Below are 20,251 nucleotides of genomic sequence, written 5' to 3'. Positions count from 1 at the left end.
AAAGCCTTGTCATTAAAAGCGGAATCGCTTAAACTAACTAGAGAGAATGAGAATCGTTCTCATTAGAAAGGGTTAGTATATGAGAAAAATGAGTCTGGCCATTTTGCTTCTCTTGTTGATCACTGGGTCTTTATTTGTGGGCGCACATGACATGTCTCTAGCTGGTTTAATGGCAGGAGAAGAGAGTCATTGGATGATATTGCTGAAAGTACGCGTTCCTCGTACGATTAGTCTCTTGCTTGCAGGGGCTGTCATGAGCTTATGTGGAAAAATCATTCAGCATCTGATGCAAAATAAATTTGTTGCTGCAGACGTGATCGGTTTGACTGACAGTGCCCGCCTAGGGATCTTGATCGTCATGTTATGGCTGCCCAATGCATCTGGACTCCTGCGAACAACCGCTGCTTTCTTATTTTCTTATGCGGGGGTTTTGCTATTTTTATGGCTAAGTCGCTTGATCCCTAAGAAAGATCCGATGGTTTTGCCTTTAACGGGTGTGATGTTCGGGAATGTGATTGGCGCAGTCAGTTCCTTTCTTGCGTACCGCTTTCAACTTGTGCAAAATGTTTCTTCCTGGTTACAGGGGAACTTTGCTACCGTGATCGAGGGCAATTATGAATTGATTTATCTGACACTACCAGTTTTTGCTCTTTTGTATTTCCTTGCTTATGAAATAACGATTGCCGGGTTAGGAGAGACAGCTGCAAAAAATCTTGGCATCAACTACCACGTTTTACGCTTGCTCGTATTTGCACTGGTTGCTTTTGCCAGTAGTGTGGTCTTGCTTTTAGTAGGCAGTGTTCCATTCCTTGGTGTGATCATCCCTAATATTGTTGCTTTATTTGCAGGAGACCATGTTCGAAACAACCTTTTTCTGATCAGTTTTTCCGGCAGTGCCTTTTTGCTCTTGTGTGATTTGCTAGCAAGGATTTTAATAGCCCCATATGAATTGCCGGTCAGCGTTGTAGCAGGAACGATTGGCGGTATTAGCTTTCTAGTCTTATTGATGAGGAGAAAAATGGTATGAGAATTATCCGGCGTTATATGTTCTTGTTCATACTCATCGGGATAGCTGTTGGCGCATACCTTACCTACAATACATATGGCAATTGGTCCTTCGCACTGCAATTACGGGGAAAGCGAATAGTAGCCTTTGGCTTAGTAGCAATAGCTGTCTCGTTTAGCACGATCACTTTACAAACACTGACACAAAATCGGTATCTGACTCCCGGTATCTTAGGATTGGATCAATTATATGTGCTGATCCAGACGATACTATTTTTCTTCTTAGGAGGAATCCGCATGTTGAGTCAGGAAACACCTTTCGTTTTTTTGTTTTCGATTTTAGCTACCGGGACATTAAGCAGTGTCATCATTCAGACCTTTTATAAAAAAGCCAATAATCAATTGTTTCTATTACTGATGGCGGGAATGATCAGCGGTACTATGTTCACTAGTATCAGTTCATTTCTTCAAGTCATCATGGATCCCAATGAATATGATTTGTTGCAAGGGCGTCTATTTGCAAGTTTTAGCAATGTCAATAGTCAGCATTTATTACTGGCTGCTGGAATTATTTTAATTGGGCTGATTGGATTATCGCTATTGATTCCAGAATTGAATGTTATGGTCTTGGGTGTTCGAAATGCAAAAAGTTTAGGCCTATCGGTTTCAATGATCCAGAAGAGTTGTCTTTTCTTGCTGTCTTTATTATCGGGGACTGCTACTGCTTTAGTAGGACCATCCGTCTTTTTAGGATTTGTCGTGGCAACGATTGCCTATCAGTTATTTCCAACATATAAACATGGCACATTGTTTGTTGGATCAGCACTTTTAGGGTTTTTATTACTAGTCGGCGGCCAATTTTTTGTTGAGCAAGTCTTTCAATGGAACACAACGATCAATACAGTGATTCAATTTTTAGGCGGAATCTTCTTTTTAGGAAAACTAGTCAAAGAAAGGAAAGGACAATGATTGAAACAAAAGGAATCGAAAAGAGTTATCAAGACAAGCGCGTGTTGACTGATTTGTCCTTGCAGTTGCCGGAAAATCAATTGATTGCCTTTATTGGTCCAAATGGTGCCGGAAAAAGTACATTGCTTTCGATTATCAGCCGCATGTTGGAGCAGACTACTGGAGAAGTTTATTTCAAAGAAAAGGAGATTCGACAATGGCGTTCGAAAGAATTAGCTAAGAATCTCGCTTTTTTGCAACAGAGTAACGGTTTTACGGTTGATATGACCGTAGAAGAACTGGTGTCTTTTGGTCGGTTTCCCTATAATCGGGGACGATCAACGCCAGAAGATGAACAAATCATTTCAGAATCATTAACACTTTTATCTTTAGAATCATTTCGGCAATGCTCGATCCATGCATTATCTGGTGGGCAGCTTCAACGGGTCTATTTGGCGATGATTCTTGCCCAAGATACCGAGTATATCCTTTTGGATGAACCGCTGAATAATTTGGATTTGAAACATGCCAATCAGTTGATGCACTTATTGGAGAAATTAGTCAAAGATCATGGGAAAACCGTATTGATCGTATTGGATGACATCAACTTTGCTGCCAGATATGCAGACCATATCGTAGCGATGAAAGAAGGAAGTCTGTTCAAAACAGGCACAGTTGCAGAAGTGATCCAAGAGCCTGTTTTAAAAGAACTTTATGACTTAGAAGTTAAGATAGTCGAAGTGGATGGACAGCGCTTTTGTTATTATTTTAATTAAGAGACCATAGGAGGAGTATATGAAAAAAATAGTATTTAGTTTGGCTGTATTGGTAATGATCACGGGGTTAGCAGGATGCGGCTCGCAAGAAAAAGGAGAGTCAACAAGTGCCTCAACGGCTGCAGCGGCGCCTGCCGAAATCGAAGTGACAGATAGTAATGGCAAAGTGACTGTGCCATTTTCACCAAAAAAAGTCGTTGTTTTCGATAACAGTGCACTTGATACAATGGATGCTTTAGGCGTAGGAGATCGTGTTGTAGGAGCTGCTACGAGCAATATGCCTGACTATTTAAAGAGTTATGCTGCGGTTGATTCTGCAGGTGGTATCAAAGAACCTGACTTAGAAAAAATCAATCAGATCCAACCTGATTTGATCATTATCTCTGGCCGCCAAAGAGACTTTCAAAAAGATCTGGAAGCAATTGCACCAACGATTTTTCTAAGTGTAGACAACAAAAACACTTGGTCATCGATCGATAACAACATTCAAACTATTGCCCAAATCTTCGGAAAAGAAGAGGAAGCCAAGAAACAGTTGACTGCTCTGCAAACAAGAATCGCGAATCTTTCTGAAACTGCAGAAGCTAGCAAGGAAAAAGCATTAGTTGTCATGATGAATGAAGGTAGTCTTTCTGCCTTTGGTTTGGGATCAAGATACAGCATTGTTTATGACACATTTGGGTTTACGCCAGTCGATGATACATTAGAAGCATCGACTCATGGGCAGAATATTTCTTATGAATATTTACTGGAAAAAAATCCCGATATTATTTTTGTTATTGATCGTACAAAAGCAATCGGTGGGGATACAAGCCAGAGTACGTTGACTGAAAATGAATTGGTTCAGCAAACAACTGCTGGAAAAAACGGGAAAGTGATCGAATTAAATCCGCAAGTTTGGTATTTAGCAGGATCTGGGATCGAATCATTGGACATTATGTTGTCTGATGTTGAACCGGCTGCTGCAAAAGATTAAAGGCTTGTTATCGGATAAGGATGGCTTAAATGAGAAACAGTTGCGAATGTTGGATGTTCGCAACTGTTTTTGTATTGAAAACAATTTATTCAATTTAAACCAAATTTAGTTTTTTTCAGGTATGCTAGGTTCAAAGGGAAGGAGCGGATTCCGAAATGCACAAATATTTGCTGGCGGCTGCCGTAGGTTTAGTACTGTTAATAGGGGGATTATTTCTTCGGGTAAACCTGATCCCGATCGCAGACTTTGAGCTATTGACTTTGGCAGAAAACATTACATTACAAACAGAGGTGGGGCTCGCGCCAAAGTGGGGGACAGTCTTAATGGGCAGCGGATTAGCTATTTTGTTGCTGGTTTTCATTTCCTATTATTGGCCCTCCAAACCGGGGCACAAAAACTATTTGGTCGGTGCGGGTTTACTTGCGCTTTGGATAATCTGCGTAAAGATGATTTTCTTCCCGCCTCAAAAGGAATGGGTCGAAGGGACGGTCATGAAAGTCTATGAGGATGGGTATGCATGTTTTCAGACGAAGAAAAACGCGGAATCACGTTATTCATCAGATTTTGGTCTGTATTATTTCGAAAGCAGCGACAGTTGGCAGCTTCGAGAAGGACAGCAGATCAAAATTTTAACAGAAGGTGGGAGTTTCATAAAATTTGATGAAGTGTTTTTACCGGTAATTGATGTTCAACCGTTAGCGGGTGTTTCTCGGTCTCAAGACTGATTTAAAAAAAGAATCACAGATTTACTTTACCTGTCGTAGTAATTGATTTATAATTATTACGACAGGTAAAGTAATTTTAAGGAGGGGATCGAGTGATATCCAGCGATGGAATTCGGGGATACAATGATGCAATCATCTTATCGATTCTTTCCAAAGATGATTCCTATGGATACGACATTTCAAAACAGATACGTGAAAAAACAGATTCGCTCTATATCATTAAGGAAACAACATTGTATTCTGCATTCACACGTTTGGAAAAACAGGGATTGATCCGCTCGTATCCTGGAGAAGTGACTCATGGAAAGAAACGCACCTATTATCAAATCAGTGAGGCAGGAAGAGAATTTTTAGAAGTAAAAAAACAAGAGTGGCAGCAAACAAAAATTGTTGTTGAGCGCTTTTTACAAGGAGGAGCAAAATGAAAACCATCCGGGATTATTTAGATAGTTTGTTTTTGAATGTACCCACCACGCCAGAAACAAAGAAAGCCAAAGAGGATTTGGCTGCGATCATGGAAGACCATTACCATGAATTGATTGAACAAGGAAAGAGCGAGCATGAAGCAATCGGGGCTGTGATCAGTGAATTTGGATCAATTGATGAGTTGCTTCAAGAACTGCAAGTAGCGCAGTCAGAAGATACTGCAGAAGAAGCTTGGTTAGATGCTATTACAATCGATGAAGCCTTTGATTTTTGGGGGAAGATTCGCCGTTTTGCCTTCTCACTTTCTTTAGGTATTGCGTTATGTATCGCTTCTCTTGGAATATTTCTCTTTTTTGCCAATGAAATCAATAGTGGCTTAGGACTATTAGTCATGTTCATGTTTGTTGCATTGGGCGTGGGCTTTATTATTACCTCCGGCTTGAACTATTCTGCATCAAAACGAAAATTAAACGATCGTCCATTTGATCAAGAAGTAAAACAAGAGGCGCGGAAGCAATTGGAAGATTATGAAAAGAGTTTTCGATTTGGTCTGGTGCTAGGGATTTCTGCATGTATTCTGTCGGTGACACCCTTTTTCTTGATGGAAGCTATTCTTTACATTCCCAGTGGTTTAGCTTTAGGACTGTTTTTTGCGGCAGTTGCATTAGGAGTATTCTTTATCGTCTATGTCAGTATCATCCGCACAGGATTTGCCAAAATGGCCGATGGCGTTTACTTTATTTCTAATGAAGATGAACCCGGACCACGGGCAGCGCATCACATTTATGGAGAATCCGCAGGAAAAGTTCGCTTTTTTAATACGGTTTATTGGCCAGTGATCGTGGTAGTTTACTTCCTCTGGTCATTTTCAACAGGAAGCTGGGCCTATTCATGGGTGATCTTCATCTTGGGTGGGGTTTTTCAAGATTTCTTTTTGCCTCATCAGAAAAATAAGCGCTAAGGAATTTCTTGAAATAGTTTTTGATAAACATCTGAAAGATCCGAGGTTCTGCTAGAGCAGAAGAGGAGTCCTTCAGGTGTTTTTCTTATCGTTTTGGACAAATAAAAACTTTTCACTTTGATGAATTTGACAAAGTGAAAAGTGACTTAAAGTTATTGAGAAAATATCCTCGTAAATGAGAATGAGTAACCTTGAGGATATAATTGTTAGAAAAGTGAATCTATTTATTTTCCCAGAAATCATTTTAAAATGAAAGTGAAACGCTCATTTATGAGGAGAAATTCATTTTGTTTAAAAAAATGCAAAGAGACTATTGCAATTCCACTGGCTTTAGACTAATAATTAAGAGAGATTATTCTCAAATAATAATTCTAATTGGAGGAATCGCTATGTCATTAATTGGAAAAGAAATTGAGTCATTTGAAGCACAAGCTTATCACAACGGAAAATTTATCGACGTTTCATCTGAAGATTTCAAAGGAAAATGGAATGTGGTTTGCTTTTACCCAGCAGATTTTTCATTTGTATGTCCAACGGAATTAGAAGATCTACAAGATCAATATGCAGCATTGAAAGAACTAGGAACTGAAGTTTATTCTGTTTCGACAGATACTCACTATACCCACAAAGCATGGCATGATCACTCTGATGCAATCAGCAAGATCGAATACATTATGGTTGCTGACCCTTCTCACACGATCTCTCGTATTTTTGATGTACTGGATGAAGAAAGTGGCCTTTCACAACGAGGTACTTTTATTATCGATCCTGATGGCGTTGTTCAAACGGTTGAAATCAATGCGGATGGAATTGGACGCGATGCTAGTGGATTGATCGACAAAATTCGTGCTGCCCAATACGTGCGGACACATCCAGGTGAAGTTTGCCCAGCTAAATGGAAAGAAGGAGAAGACACCTTAACACCAAGTCTTGATCTAGTTGGAAAAATATAGGAGGTTGACATGGCTTTAGATAATGGAATTAAAGAACAACTGAAACAGTATCTGGCAATGCTGGAATCTGAAATTGTTTTCGCAGCTAGTCTTGGTACAGATGACGCCTCACAAAAGGTTCGTGATTTCTTAGAAGAAATCGCAGAAATGTCCGAACGTATTACGATCGAAGAAGCAACTGCAGATCGGACACCCAGCTTTACAATTATGCAACCAGGTATCGACAGTGGCATTGCTTTTGCAGGTCTTCCACTCGGGCATGAATTTACTTCATTTATTTTAGCTTTATTGCAAGTTAGTGGCCGGGCGCCAAAGGTCGAACAAGCGATTCAAGACCGTATCAAACAAATCTCTCAGCCTTTGCATTTTGAGACATATGTTAGTCTGACGTGCCATAATTGTCCGGATGTCGTACAGGCGTTGAATATCATGGCTGTCTTGAATCCGAATATCAGTCATACGATGATCGAAGGTGGTATGTTCAAAGCGGAAGTAGATGCCAAAAAAATTATGGCCGTACCAACCGTCTTTTTGAACGGGGAAGAATTCGCTAGCGGTCGTCAGACGATCGAACAATTACTTGAACAAGCTGCTGGTCCGACTAGCAAAGACTCGTTTGCAGATAAAGATCTGTTTGACGTGTTGGTCGTAGGGGGCGGTCCAGCGGGTGCAAGTGCTGCTGTCTACGCTGCCCGTAAAGGGATCAATACAGGCATGGTGGTGGAAACTTTCGGTGGTCAAGTGATGGAAACATTAGGAATCGAAAACATGATCGGTACACCTTACACAGAAGGACTAAAATTAATGCGTCAAGTGGAAGAACATGTCAATGAGTATAATGTAGATGTCATGAAAGGACAACGTGCCAAAGATATCCGCAAAAATGAATTCGTGGAAGTGGAATTAGAGAATGGTGCTGTTTTGAAAACAAAGACAGCGATCCTTGCCACTGGTGCACGGTGGCGGAACATTAACGTTCCGGGAGAGCAAGAGTTTAAAAATAAAGGGGTCGCTTATTGCCCTCACTGCGATGGTCCGTTGTTTGCTGGTAAAGAAGTGGCAGTTATTGGTGGCGGTAATTCTGGTATTGAAGCAGCGATTGATTTGGCAGGTATGGCAAAACATGTCTATGTATTGGAGTTCTTGCCGGAATTAAAAGCAGACCTTGTTTTACAAAAACGACTAGCAACATTGGAAAATGTGACGGTCATCACCAATGCTGCTACCAAGGAAATTGCGGGTTCCGATCATGTGGAGCAGCTGACTTATGTGGATCGGCAGACAAATCGTGAAGCCACTTTAGCTGTGGAAGGCGTCTTTATTTTGATTGGCTTGATGCCGAATACAGAATGGCTGAAAGATCGAGTGGCTTTGAATGAACGCAATGAAATCATTGTCGACAAACATGGAACTACAGATCTTGCTGGAGTTTTTGCTGCCGGAGATTGTACAGACAGTGCCTACAAGCAAATTATTATTTCGATGGGTTCAGGAGCAACAGCAGCGTTAGGCGCATTTGATTATTTGATTCGCCAATAATCAAATGCGGACTGATCCTTTAAATAGGTACAAGGAATGACTGCAACGCCGTTTACCAAGTTGATTCATTTTTGATCCATGATCATTGCAGCTGATGGCTGAACTTCAGTCAAATAGTTGCCAGTTGATTGGGTCTCGATGGATCGATGGCAAATGGCTGTTGCAGTTTTTTTGTCCTGAAAATAACGAGAAATCTCTAACTAAAAAAGGCAGCGATTCAATGAGTTGTGAGAAAACAGGGGAATTAGTCAATTGCTTAAAGATGTTTAAGAATAATTAAAGAAAAACACAAAATTGCGGAATTCAGTTGTCATCATGAGGAACAAAAGGTAACATTCAGGATGAATAAAAATAACGGATAACCTTGTTAGGTGAGGCTCCTATACAAACATAAGCTATTGCGCAGAAACGTCGAAAGACGCCAATGTGTAAAACAGGAATTGTCGGATTAAGGCTCTTCATAAAATAGCTAAGAAGAAATAAATACTACTAATTTGCTTCTTCTTTACGTTGTATAGTGCCAAAACTCGGACGATGAGATTGCTTGCGAAGTCGAACGTCTTGAGAGAAGTTTGGCTTTTTTTCTTTTCTTGAGTATGTTTCAAAACGTAAATGGATAAAATAAATAACGTCTGAAATCACCTGCTCCAAGGGAAGGAGTGGACGATATGAGTAAAAAGAGAAAGATCGATTGGTTACTTATCACAGCTTATTTGCTGTTGAGTATCATCGGTCTTTTAATGATTTATAGTGCAAGTTCTTACCGGTTGATGACTGCTGGGGGTGCACCGGCCGCGTTGTTCCAGCGACAACTGATTTTTCTGCTGTTGAGTTGGGGAATGATTCTTTTGATTCAAAAAACCCGCGTCGAAATTTTGTTAAGCAAAAAGTTAGCGGTGGGACTATTGGCCTTTGGCATTGTCATGTTACTGTTGGCCTACCTGCCATTTTTCGGGGTATCAGTTAACGGTGCTCAGCGCTGGATTTCGATTTTTGGCATTCAGTTTCAGCCTTCAGAAATAACAAATGTCGGTATGATTCTTTATTTGGCAAACTATTTTAAGGACAAACGATCTTTCAATGAATTAAAAAAGCCGCTCTTTCTCTTATTTCTATGTTGTGGGCTGGTTCTAATGCAGCCTAAAGTTGCAGGAGTAATGATTTTACTATTTTTGGCTTTTGTTATGATCACGACTGTTCAAGTGCCAGTCAAAGTCACATTCCTGCTATTTACTGCACTGATTTCCAGTTTATTTCTTTTAGGAGGTGCGGTCCTCTTTTTAGGACAACACGGCTGGTTACCACAATTCTTCATGCATGTATACAACCGGATCCAACTTGTTGGAGATCCATTTTCTGACCCATATGGTCAAGGTTTCCAAATGATTCATTCCTATTATGCATTATTCAATGGCGGATTAAGCGGGTTGGGTTTAGGCAATAGCATCACGAAAAAAGGGTTCTTACCCGTTGCGGAGACAGACTTCATTTTTTCGGTATTGGTAGAGGAGCTTGGCCTTTTGGTAGGGATTTTTGTAATTGGATTATTATTTCTAATTGTGTTGCGCCTGTTTATTCGTTCGGCAACAGCTATTGATTCACAAATAGGCTTGATTCTATTAGGAACTGCCACATTGTTGTTATTGCAAACAAGTATCAACATCGCAAGTATCTTAGGGTTAATGCCTATGACAGGGGTTCCTTTACCATTTATTAGTTATGGTGGCTCCAGTTACTTTATTCTTTCGTTTGCTTTTGGTATTTGCCTCAAATTGGAAAGAGGGAGGGAAGCAAATGAAGTACTTCAAACGACATGAAGTGAATTATGCACTGATTCTGCCGGTTTTCTTACTTTTTTTATTGAGTATTGCGGTTCAATATGGTGCCAGTGTGCTGGATGGCATTGATCCGGGACCGGTTGTTGTGCGGCAACTCTTTTTTTGCATCATTGCCGCAATCGCATTGTTTGCGGGCAGTTTACTTTCGACGACTTTTTTATTGCGGTTCTCTGGCATCTTTTATGTTCTTTCTCTAGGATTGATGACATTATTGTACTGGTTTTATGATCCCGTCATGTTTGAGTTGACCCATACAAAACGTTGGATCCGGATCGGCAGTTTCACATTGCAGCCTTCTGAGATTATGAAATTGGCTTTTGTATTGTTTATGGTGTATCTCACACTCTTATATGAAAAAAGACAGATTCAGCGAACAATCAAATCTGACTGTTTCTACATTCTAAAAATAGTGCTTTATAGTTTGCCGACTTTTCTATTGATGTATATGCAACGGGACTTTGGTACTAGTTTGGTTTTCATCGTAATGCTCGGCGCACTATTTGTTATTTCCGGTGTCCATTGGAAATTGTTGACAGCAATTTTTACGGTATTGGCTGTGGTTGGCGGACTGTTATTGCTATTAGTCTTTACTGATTGGGGGAATACGATGTTGTTTCGATTGCATTTTAAACCCTATCAATTGGATCGAGTCAAAGCTTGGGCAGATCCTTTTGCTTATCAAGACTCGATTGCTTACCAACAAGTACAAAGTATGTGGGCAATTGGTTCAGGTGGTCTCCTCGGGGCAAGTGACACGCACATTCCTGTCTACGTTCCTGTGCATGAATCCGATATGATCTTTACAGTCATCGGAGAATCATTTGGATTTTTAGGCAGTTCATTAGTAATTTTTCTCTATTTTTATTTGATTTATCAGATCATTTTTGCAGCATTGCGGACAAATAATAAAGCCTCGGTCTATCTATCGATCACGTTTGTTTTTGGTTTGGTTTTTCAAATTTTTGAAAATATCGGGGCGGCGATTGGATTACTGCCTTTGACGGGTATTCCACTACCATTTCTGAGTCAAGGTGGGACCTCGCTGATTGCAGTTGGTCTCTCTTTAGGCATTATTTTTGGGCTGGAGAAGGCGTATGCCCCGAAAAAAACTTTCCCAATAAATTAAAGGAGTTTACTAAAATGTTCAATCGAACTCGTCGGATGACGGTCAGTCTTAGCTTTATTGCATTGTTTTTTTTATTGACGATCCTAGTCTTGCATCAGCCACACTGGTTTCAAAGGATGGACCGACTCTTTTGGAATTTGCCTCAGATGCGCACTGCTTTAGGAGACCAAATCATGTTGGGCATCGCTTCGACTGCTACGATCCTACCAATAACTGGTTTATTTCTGCTTTTGGGCATCTATTTATGGAAAAAGCAGCAACGAGTTTGGGCAATCTGGGGAATAGGAAATCTGATTGTGGTGAGTGGTATCGGTCAAGTGATGAAATGGCTGATTCAGCGGCCACGCCCAGTCCTAGAAGCTGGGATGGTTCGCGATTCATACAGCTTTCCCAGTGGCCATACCCTGCTAGCTGTTACACTGGTGACTACCTGTTTGCTTTTCACTCGATTTTTGTTTAAGAAAAAAGGTCTGTTGGCTATCCTCGGCGGCTCTTTCATTCTTTTAGTAATATTTTCCCGCTTTTATTTAGGCGTTCATTACCCAAGCGATACCCTCGCAAGTATCTGTTTAGCAAGTGGGATCACATTGATGACTTATGAATGGACTGAAAGGATTCTTACGAGTAAAAGTAACAATTTATCCGATAAATTCAAGCAAAGGAGAAGACCATGACGAATGGAAAGAAAGTGTGGCTGACGCTTTTGGTTAGTTTAACACTGCTTGTGACCGTTGGAACAGTCTATGCGCTGCGCATCGTTCTTCGTGCAGAACAAACGGTTCAAACCATGCACGCACCGATTAAAGGGCGAGAAGCAACAGTAATTGAAGAGGTAGAACCCCTAAGTCTGCTCCTTTTGGGTATCGCAAATGATTCAAAGCGAAAAACAGACTATCGTGCGAACACGATCATGATCGTGACATTGAATCCAAAAAATAAGCGGACATCCATTACAAGTATTCCTCGTGATGCTTATGTAGAGATTGTTGGTAAAGGTTTCAAAGATAAAATCAATCATGCCCACTCATTTGGGGGCGCCGAAATGATGATCGCTTCGATCGAACAATTTTTACAGATCCCAATTCATCATTATTTCTCGATCAATATGGATGGCATGGCAGATCTTGTAGATGCGATTGGCGGAATCACAGTTTACAACGATTTTGAGTTTACGGCTGAGAAAATTCATTACCCAGAGGGGGAGCTTCAATTAGATGGTTGGGCAGCACTTCAGTATACTCGGATGCGTAAAGATGATCCAGAAGGGGATTATGGCCGGCAGAGACGACAACGACAAGTGACTGAGCTCCTCGCTAAAGAATTGCTGTCTCTGTCAAGTTTGTTCCAGTACCAAGAGCTCATGTCGATCGTTGGAGAAAACGGCCAAACGGATCTCACTTTTCAGCAGATCTCACGATTAATAACGAGTTACCAGACTGCCCTAACAACAGTTGATCTCTATCAAATACAGGGGACAGGATTTACGGGAGATGGCTTGCAAGGAGAAGCAGGGATTTCTTACCAAGAAATCTCTGATGAGGAACGACAGCTAGCGATCCAGCGATTACATTCTGAATTGGATATGCAAACACATAATGAACCGGCAGAATAGATGATGTTGACAATTCGATCATAGATATACTAAAATAAAGAAAATCGTTCAAAAAAAGAAAGAGGTCTCTTGATGAGTGTCTTAGGTATCTAACTAGCAAATTTAAACAAATAAACAATACTAAGTTTATTTGTTGTGCCTGCAGATACCGATCAAAATCGTTATTGATAAAAACAGGTGATGGGGAACTGTCACCTTTTTTGTACACTTTTTTTGAACGTGGAGGAGAGACGTTTCACGGGCACAAGAAAGGACCTCATATGAATATCCCACAAGAAACTGAATTTGACACAATTAAAACAACTGTTAGTCAACGAATCCTTAGTGATTATGGCAAGCAACGATTTGCCGAACAACAACCGGCCTCTTCTATTCATTCCGCTAGAAAAAGACTAGCGGAAACACAAGAAGCAATGGCCCTCTTAGGCTCTGGGCAACAAGTGCCATTCATGGGCCTGTCTGATATTTTGCATCATACGACAAAAATTGAAAAAGGCTTGATTTTAGAGCCGAGAGAATTGATCGATTATGGAGACTTTTTACGGTCTTTTCGATTGATCCGTCAGATGTTTGAAAAAAACCAGTGGCAGACACCGCGGCTTACTGGCTATGCGCAAGGATTAACGGACTTTTCAGACACCGTACAAACAATTTTTGACAAAATCCGAAATGGCCGGATTGACACCGATGCAAGTCGTGAACTTAGGAAAGTCCGGGGACAAATAGCCAAGCATGAAGCAGAATTGAAAAAAGTCTTTTCAAAGTTTTTGCAAGATCCACGACTATTACAAGATGCACGAATCATTCAAAAAAATGATCGCTACACACTACCTGTGCGCTCCGAATTTCAACATCAGATCAAAGGGCAGATTATTGAACGCTCCAATAAACGGGCAACAGTTTTCATCGAACCAGAAGCAGCGATTCGCTTGAACGATCGCTTGATAATGGCCAAAGCAGAGGAGACTGCCGAGGAGTATCAAATTTTAGCTGGATTGACTGGACTGCTTGCAGAAAACTTAACAGAGATTTTTACCTGTCTGGATGTATTGGTTGAATTGGACATCATCTTTGCTCGAGCAAAATACTGTCGTGAAATTCATGGTGTTCCGCTAGAAATCAATGAAGCAGAAGTAATCGACTTACAGGAAGTTCGACACCCATTGTTAGGAGCAGCAGCAGTTCCTCTGTCATTACAACTTGGTTACGATGCTCGCTGTTTGGTGATCACAGGTCCCAATGCCGGTGGGAAGACGGTGGTGTTAAAAACTGTGGCACTGGTTTGTGTGATGGCGCACTATGGTCTCTTTCCTTCACATGCTGGGGGAAGTCAGGTTCCATTTTTGAAAAATCTGTGGATGGATATTGGGGATCAACAAAGTTTAGCGAACGCATTAAGTACCTTTTCGGGACATATGAACAACATTGCCCAAATCGTCAAGCATGCTTCACGGCAAAGCATTGTATTGCTGGATGAGATCGGCAGCGGAACAGAGCCAAATGAAGGAGCTGCTTTAGCGATTGCGATCATGGAAGCCATCTATCATTCAGGTGCGCTTTTGATCGCTACTACCCACTATGGGGAAATCAAACAGTTTGCTATTGATCATCAAGATTTCCATACGGCTGCAATGGCTTTTGATCCAGAAACATTGACACCTAAATATCGGCTGCTTTCTGATGCTGTGGGTACCAGTAATGCCTTTTGGATCGCAGAAAAGATGTCAGTCTCTAAAGAAATCGTTGCTAAAGCACAACGATACTTAGAAACGAAACAGTATCCAACGGAAAAAGCAGTATTTAAAGGCATCCAGAAAGAACGACAGCAAGTATCCGTGGCTACTTTAAAAAAAGGCGATCGCATCTCTTACACAGAGACAAATCAAACGGGCTTGTTTTATGCTTATTTAGAAAGCAATCAAGCACAGATTTTGCTGGATGAATCATTGGTTATCGTTCCCACTAGAAGAGTCAAGCTTCTGATGTCTAGAGAAGAATTATATCCAGCAGGGTATGACTTGGAGAGTCTGTTCCATTCATTTGCAGAACGGAAATTTAACCGAGATATCGACCGTGGATCGAAGAAAGCGCAAAAGAAATTAAGAAAACAAGCACAGGAAAGGCAAGCATTTGCGAAAGGCGACGGCGCGCAACCGTAATTGATCGCAGGAAATAAGCTAGCAAAGATAACTTTCAGTAAAAATCAAGCTATTTTGCAACAATACGCAAGTGTTTCCAATAATGGTAGAAATAGCGCTAGAAATGCAATAAATATATAGGATGCTCACAGCAAAGGTCCGAAAGAGGGGAAAGAGATGATAGAAACAACGCGTTTAATTTTAAGACATTGGCAGAATTCTGATGCCAAAGAGTTGTTTGAGTTGGCAAAAGATCCTGCTATCGGCCCAAGAGCCGGCTGGTCGCCGCATCAATCTGTGGCAGAAAGCGAAACAATTATTACGGATGTTTTTAACACGAATGAAACGACTTATGCTATTTGTCTGAAAGATGGCACGCCGATTGGTAGTATTGGTATTATGCCAATCAGCAAAGAATTTATGCTCCCGCCTGCAGTTGAAGTAGGCTACTGGATCGGGAAAGCTTACTGGGGACAAGGCTATACAGTGGAGGCGTTGACTGCGATCCTTGCTGATCAGTTTGCCAGGGAACCGAAGCTAACGGTTTGGGCAGGCTATTATGATGGTAATGAACAATCTTGGCGCGTCCAACAGAAATGCGGTTTTGTCTATCAGTTAACTCAAACAGTCGAGGTTCCTCTGTTAAATGAACAAAGAAAAGAACACTTTACTAGCCTCACGTATAACCAATGGCTAGCTGTCTCAGAGAACGGCCAAGGAACAGCAATTCAACAGAAAGAAAACAATTCATCAACGATTCACTATAGCAAACACCTTCCAGAGGACCCACAACAAGTCCTTTCGTTGTATCAAGATGCTGGCTGGTCCTTGTATATTCGCGAACCAGAAGTCTTGTGGGCAGCACTTCAGCAATCCCACGTGATCACTGCTTGGCAGCAAGAGCGCTTAGTTGGTTTGGTGCGAGGAATAACGGATCAGCAAACGATTTTGTATATCCAAGATTTACTCGTATTGAAAGAATTCCAGCGGCAGGGAATCGGGCAAACGTTACTAAAAAAAATAGTAGGAGACTACCCGAAAATTCGTCAAAAAATTTTATTAACTGACGATACGAAAAAAACGCGGGCTTTCTACGAAGCTTGCGGGTTCCAAACAGTGGAGAAAAGTCATGCGGTCGCCTTTTTATATGCCGCTAACAAAGTTAGTGAAGGTCTATCTTCCTAACAAATAATAGGAAAAGAAGTAGGAAAGTAAACAGGGAAGTAAGTAGGTAAATAAGTAAGAAAAGAAGTAGGAAAAACTAGTGGCATAAGTCTTAACCACGAAGACACACTCGATCACTAAAGAAGCCGTCCTCTGGATGTCGTCTTATAATGGCTGATCTTGACTGTTGTGATCGAAGGTTTATCAGACTGATGCCACTTTTTTTTGATCGTAGCAAGGACTTGTCTCTAGCAAACCTCTTGTTTCATTTTTCTAGCGGGAACATAGAAAACGTCAAATTTAATAACATTAATGAAATAATTTTATTGAAATTTTGTTTTTGTGACAAAAAAATCGGTTAAGACATAGTGAATATGCTAAACTAGTAATGATTGTTTAACAAAAAAACAGGAGGTTTTTCTTTGGAGCTATTAAAAAAGTCGAAATTATTTGCAGTACTTGTGTTTATTTGTTTGGTGGGACTAGGCATATGGATCTATTCAAATATTCTGTTTGTCTTCCGCCCGCTAGAAGCCATTTTTGCTAGTGTCTTTTTACCCGTTTTGATTTCTGTATTTATTTTTTATATCTTTTTGCCTTTTTTCAATTTGATCAAAAAAAGGAGCAGCAATCAACATCTCGCTCTTTATGTCACATTGCTTCTGATCCTCTTTGCTGCTTATTTAATCATTCAGGTGATCGGTCCGGCACTGATTAACGAAATGGCACGTTTTATCAATCAGATTCCTTACATCATCAACAGAATCATTGACAATATCGATCATTCTTCTTTTGAGGAATTATTTGGTCCACTGTTAGATTCATTGGATATCAACCAAATCAGTAATCTCGCTGCTCAGTTTATCACTGGGGCTACGAATAGTCTGACAAGTTTGGTAGCAATCGTCTCTCATTCAGCGATTGTTTTGTTCACGATTCCGTTGCTATTGGTTTATATGTTTAAAGATGGACATAAGGTTCCTGATCTTTTGGTCTCGAAAGCACCAAAAAAATTTCGCTCTCTTATTCTGCAGTTGTGTCAAGATTTTCATCAAGCTGCTTCAGCATATATTAGCGGAAAGCTACTTGTCTGTTTGTATGTTGGCGTCTTCAGCTATCTAATCTTTACATTTTTAGGCTTGCAAAATGCCTTGTTACTAGGCTTAATCTGTGGTGTTCTAGATATCATTCCGTATTTTGGTCCTTTTATCGGCGCGGCACCAGCATTCTTGTTTGCTCTGAGTCAAGATATGAAAACAGCAGTCTTGTTAGTTATTGGCATTACGATCATTCAATTTGGCGAGTCGTATGTTGTTTCACCAATCGTCATGAATAAAGTGCTGCATATCCATCCTATCATTGCCGTCTTCTTATTATTGATCGCCGGGAATTTATTAGGATTTGTAGGAATGATCGTTGCGCTGCCGGTCTATTCGATCGTGATGGCCATGGCAGGAACTTTGACCCGCTATTATCAACAGCAAAAACATGTAAAGCAAGAAGGAAAAGAAAATGAAAATCGTTGAATATGCAGGGGACAAAGAAGATTTTGTACTAGCAAAAATAATACGGACCTCTTTTGATGCAGATACCGCCTGCCATTTGGGGGCAGACAAACGAGACGGTCCATCTGGCTATCATAATGGAGAATTATTGAAACGAGTGAAGCAAGATCCAGATCTCAGTCTTTACCTGCTGCAAGAAAATGGCATTATTGGTTTGATTGTGGCAAATCCTAGTAAACACCAGATTTGCTTCTTTTGTCTCGACCCTGATTTTATTGGTAAAGGGGTTGGGACTCTTGCTTGGCAATTATTTGAAAAACGATTTCCCGTCGATTACTGGATACTAGAAACACCAGCATATTCCCTTAGAAACCAGCGCTTTTACGAAAAAAATGGCTTTAAAAAAATTGGTGAAAAATGGTATAGTAAAGACCTATCCTATATCTACCAAAAAAAATTTTGATAAAATCGCAAAGTGAGGGAAGGCTATCATGAAAGTCTTATGGAATGAAGAGATCGTTGATCGACAAGAGGTTCAAATCGATATCGAAGACCGCGGCTACCAGTATGGAGACGGAATCTACGAAGTTATTCGCATTTATCAAGGAAAAATGTTCATGGCCGAAGAGCACTTGCAGCGACTAGAGAACAGTGCCGCTAAAATAAAAATGACATTGCCTTATGAAACCACCATTCTCAAAGACAGATTACGTTCATTGATCGACATTGAGGGAATCACTGACGGAGAAGTGTATTTGCAAGTGACAAGAGGGGTTTTAAGTCCGCGAAATCATGTTTTTCCTCCTCAAGGGACGATAAAAAGTGTCCTTACTGCAAATGTTATTCCATTCCATCGTCCAGTGGACATGCAGCGTAATGGTCTTCAAGCCACATTAATCCCTGACCAGCGTTGGCTTCATTGTGACATCAAATCATTAAGCCTTTTGGGGAATCTGCTCTCTTTAGAGGAGGCTCGGTCCAATGGTTATGATGAAGCACTACTGCATCGAGAGGGCTTTTTTACGGAAGCCTCCGCTTCAAATTTATGGTTTGTTTCCAAAGGAACGGTGTATACGCATCCGGATGGCAATCTGGTTTTACCTGGGATCACAAAAATGAAAGTTTTAAGCTTGTGTCAGGAATTGAAGCTACCAGTTAAGGAAGAAGCCGTTGCGATTGATCGATTAGCAGAATTTGATGAGTGTTTTATTACCAATTCTGTCTGGGAAATCGTGCCAATTGTTGGTATCGATGGTCATCCGGTGGGAACTGGACAGCTAGGAGCTGTGACTGCTAAACTACAACAAGCGTATATTGAAGCAACAAAAAAGAACTGACTCCAAACAATACACCCACCTGAGATAGAAATCCCCCTAAGAGTTAGCTGACTAGCGACCTCTTAGGGGGATTTCACCATTTAGTAGATGTTAGTTGAAATAGGAATCAGAGACGTGCTAGCAGAACACTTAGTTTTTTCAAGTTTCTGTTTCATTCAGCCACGTCGTTTACTGTGCTTAGCAATCAATTGTTGGGCGTTTCATGTTGTCAAAAATGGTCTTACCAGTCTTGGGGATTCCATAATTTACTGTCCAACTCGCCTTGCTTCAGTTGAATTCGTGTTTGTTGTTGTGTCAAAAGCACTTCTAATTCTTGCAAGAAGGCTTTCTCATGATAATTGAGTGTCTCCGCGGTTTGTTCTTCAATCAAGGAGTGGATCCATGCCTCATTCATTCGTAAGCCTCCATTTCAGCAAGAGCTTCATCTAATTCAAGTAAGGTTTCCTGATTTTGGATAAGTTGATCGAGAAGAGGAGCGAGTTTTGGATTTTCAGCTGTCAGTGCTTCTAGTCTTTGAATAAACCACTGTTGTTTGGCAGCAAATGAAAAGGGGGATTCCATTGTCAGCAGCTGCTGATAGTCGATCACAAATCGCCGTTTCTCTTTTTCTGTTTTATACATCAACTGATCGAGAACGAGAACCGGTAAGATGGTCATTTGGTATTTTTGTGCCATTAAGGTTAGAGGTCGCAAAATTTCAGAAAAACTGGCTCCTTCTTTTCTACCTAGTTGAAATTCTTTGGCTGCAACGCCTGTAGAAAGCGCAAAGCCGATTTCTTTATTTAATAAGTAGGGTTTGGCTGCCTCCCAAACCGTATCGATCCAACATTTCATTTTTGCAGGAACTTGGTACCAATAAAGGGGGAACTGGAAAATCAGACGATCGATCGTTTGCAATCGTTCTAACTCAATCTCTAAATCAAAATCCCCCTCAACTTTGTCAAGCATATGAACACTGACATTAGGCATCTTGGCACTTTCGCTAAAAAAACGTTGAGATAAAGAGTCGTCATAGGACGGATGACTGGCAATAACTAATGTTCTAATCATAAAGAAAATCAATCCTTTCCCTATAGATGTAACATAATTCTGGCAAAAACGGAACTACTCTGCTTTTAAATTAGAAGGATAAATGTGAGAGAGGCTAAAGTCATTATTGGTTCAGTGAAATCTTTACTGACTTGAATCGTCCGTCTTTTTTTGCTATACTGTTTAGTGAATT

20 protein-coding genes, 1 pseudogene and 1 riboswitch are annotated in these 20,251 nt (G+C 40.6%); of the genes and pseudogenes, 19 read left to right on the top strand and 2 right to left on the bottom strand.

Going from position 1 to position 20,251, the window contains the following annotated elements; genetic code table 11:
• The first annotated feature begins 79 nt into the window (after positions 1 to 79).
• From EG2_RS08645 to dat, 19 genes and pseudogenes are all read left to right on the top strand, one after another.
• Complete coding sequence (locus tag EG2_RS08645) at positions 80 to 1,027, top strand: ABC transporter permease (RefSeq protein WP_060814359.1); 948 nt, start codon at positions 80 to 82, stop codon at positions 1,025 to 1,027.
• Positions 1,024 to 1,974: an iron chelate uptake ABC transporter family permease subunit gene (locus EG2_RS08640; protein WP_003126739.1), complete on the top strand. Its 951-nt coding sequence runs from the start codon at positions 1,024 to 1,026 to the stop codon at positions 1,972 to 1,974. The genes EG2_RS08645 and EG2_RS08640 overlap by 4 nt, the downstream gene beginning before the upstream one ends.
• Positions 1,971 to 2,729, top strand: coding sequence for an iron ABC transporter ATP-binding protein (locus EG2_RS08635; protein WP_060814358.1), 759 nt, complete (start codon positions 1,971 to 1,973; stop codon positions 2,727 to 2,729). Before EG2_RS08640 ends, EG2_RS08635 begins: the two co-directional genes overlap by 4 nt.
• A 19-nt stretch (positions 2,730 to 2,748) precedes the next feature.
• The gene (locus tag EG2_RS08630; protein WP_060814357.1) at positions 2,749 to 3,705 is read left to right on the top strand and encodes a siderophore ABC transporter substrate-binding protein; all 957 of its coding nucleotides are present in this window, start codon (positions 2,749 to 2,751) and stop codon (positions 3,703 to 3,705) included.
• Between the two features lie 155 nt (positions 3,706 to 3,860).
• The gene (locus EG2_RS08625) at positions 3,861 to 4,430 is read left to right on the top strand and encodes a hypothetical protein (RefSeq protein WP_060814356.1); all 570 of its coding nucleotides are present in this window, start codon (positions 3,861 to 3,863) and stop codon (positions 4,428 to 4,430) included.
• 92 nt (positions 4,431 to 4,522) lie between these two features.
• On the top strand, positions 4,523 to 4,855 hold the full coding sequence (locus EG2_RS08620; protein WP_003126735.1) for a PadR family transcriptional regulator: 333 nt from the start codon (positions 4,523 to 4,525) through the stop codon (positions 4,853 to 4,855).
• Positions 4,852 to 5,817 (top strand): permease prefix domain 1-containing protein, encoded by a 966-nt coding sequence (locus EG2_RS08615; protein ID WP_060814355.1) that lies wholly within the window; start codon positions 4,852 to 4,854, stop codon positions 5,815 to 5,817. Before EG2_RS08620 ends, EG2_RS08615 begins: the two co-directional genes overlap by 4 nt.
• 389 nt (positions 5,818 to 6,206) lie before the next feature.
• Positions 6,207 to 6,770 (top strand): alkyl hydroperoxide reductase subunit C, encoded by a 564-nt coding sequence (gene ahpC / locus EG2_RS08610; RefSeq protein ID WP_060814354.1) that lies wholly within the window; start codon positions 6,207 to 6,209, stop codon positions 6,768 to 6,770.
• Between the two features lie 9 nt (positions 6,771 to 6,779).
• Positions 6,780 to 8,309 (top strand): alkyl hydroperoxide reductase subunit F, encoded by a 1,530-nt coding sequence (gene ahpF / locus EG2_RS08605; RefSeq protein WP_060814353.1) that lies wholly within the window; start codon positions 6,780 to 6,782, stop codon positions 8,307 to 8,309.
• Between the two features lie 356 nt (positions 8,310 to 8,665).
• A riboswitch (M-box (ykoK) riboswitch) is annotated at positions 8,666 to 8,855 on the top strand.
• 122 nt (positions 8,856 to 8,977) lie between these two features.
• Complete coding sequence (locus tag EG2_RS08600) at positions 8,978 to 10,126, top strand: FtsW/RodA/SpoVE family cell cycle protein (protein ID WP_021149610.1); 1,149 nt, start codon at positions 8,978 to 8,980, stop codon at positions 10,124 to 10,126.
• The gene (locus tag EG2_RS08595; protein ID WP_060814352.1) at positions 10,104 to 11,273 is read left to right on the top strand and encodes an FtsW/RodA/SpoVE family cell cycle protein; all 1,170 of its coding nucleotides are present in this window, start codon (positions 10,104 to 10,106) and stop codon (positions 11,271 to 11,273) included. The genes EG2_RS08600 and EG2_RS08595 overlap by 23 nt, the downstream gene beginning before the upstream one ends.
• Before the next feature lie 14 nt (positions 11,274 to 11,287).
• The gene (locus EG2_RS08590; RefSeq protein ID WP_003126728.1) at positions 11,288 to 11,947 is read left to right on the top strand and encodes a phosphatase PAP2 family protein; all 660 of its coding nucleotides are present in this window, start codon (positions 11,288 to 11,290) and stop codon (positions 11,945 to 11,947) included.
• Positions 11,944 to 12,885 (top strand): LCP family glycopolymer transferase, encoded by a 942-nt coding sequence (locus EG2_RS08585; RefSeq protein WP_060814351.1) that lies wholly within the window; start codon positions 11,944 to 11,946, stop codon positions 12,883 to 12,885. The genes EG2_RS08590 and EG2_RS08585 overlap by 4 nt, the downstream gene beginning before the upstream one ends.
• Positions 12,886 to 13,145: 260 nt before the next feature.
• Positions 13,146 to 15,044 (top strand): endonuclease MutS2, encoded by a 1,899-nt coding sequence (locus EG2_RS08580; protein ID WP_060814350.1) that lies wholly within the window; start codon positions 13,146 to 13,148, stop codon positions 15,042 to 15,044.
• A gap of 156 nt (positions 15,045 to 15,200) precedes the next feature.
• Positions 15,201 to 15,620 (top strand): annotated as a pseudogene (locus tag EG2_RS19570) (GNAT family N-acetyltransferase); the annotation flags it as partial.
• Positions 15,621 to 15,779: 159 nt separating this feature from the next.
• Positions 15,780 to 16,208, top strand: coding sequence for a GNAT family N-acetyltransferase (locus EG2_RS19565; RefSeq protein ID WP_060814369.1), 429 nt, complete (start codon positions 15,780 to 15,782; stop codon positions 16,206 to 16,208).
• Between the two features lie 401 nt (positions 16,209 to 16,609).
• Positions 16,610 to 17,713, top strand: a complete 1,104-nt coding sequence (locus tag EG2_RS08565) for an AI-2E family transporter (protein ID WP_003126723.1) — start codon at positions 16,610 to 16,612, stop codon at positions 17,711 to 17,713.
• Entirely contained in the window at positions 17,700 to 18,155 is a 456-nt protein-coding gene (locus EG2_RS08560; RefSeq protein ID WP_060814349.1) for a GNAT family N-acetyltransferase, read from the top strand. The genes EG2_RS08565 and EG2_RS08560 overlap by 14 nt, the downstream gene beginning before the upstream one ends.
• 28 nt (positions 18,156 to 18,183) lie before the next feature.
• Positions 18,184 to 19,029, top strand: coding sequence for a D-amino-acid transaminase (dat, locus tag EG2_RS08555; RefSeq protein ID WP_003126719.1), 846 nt, complete (start codon positions 18,184 to 18,186; stop codon positions 19,027 to 19,029).
• A gap of 220 nt (positions 19,030 to 19,249) precedes the next feature.
• On the opposite strand, the gene EG2_RS19130 is transcribed toward dat, so the two are convergent.
• On the bottom strand, positions 19,250 to 19,423 hold the full coding sequence (locus EG2_RS19130) for a hypothetical protein (RefSeq protein ID WP_003126717.1): 174 nt from the start codon (positions 19,421 to 19,423) through the stop codon (positions 19,250 to 19,252).
• Positions 19,420 to 20,079 (bottom strand): NAD(P)H-dependent oxidoreductase, encoded by a 660-nt coding sequence (locus tag EG2_RS08550; RefSeq protein ID WP_249024262.1) that lies wholly within the window; start codon positions 20,077 to 20,079, stop codon positions 19,420 to 19,422. Before EG2_RS08550 ends, EG2_RS19130 begins: the two co-directional genes overlap by 4 nt.
• Positions 20,080 to 20,251: the final 172 nt, after the last annotated feature.

Origin of the sequence: Enterococcus gallinarum NBRC 100675 (genome assembly GCF_001544275.1) — a bacterium.
GTDB lineage: Bacteria > Bacillota > Bacilli > Lactobacillales > Enterococcaceae > Enterococcus_D > Enterococcus_D gallinarum.
The sequence above is the reverse complement of the archived record's forward strand: the minus strand, read 5'-3'. Positions and strand labels throughout refer to the sequence as shown.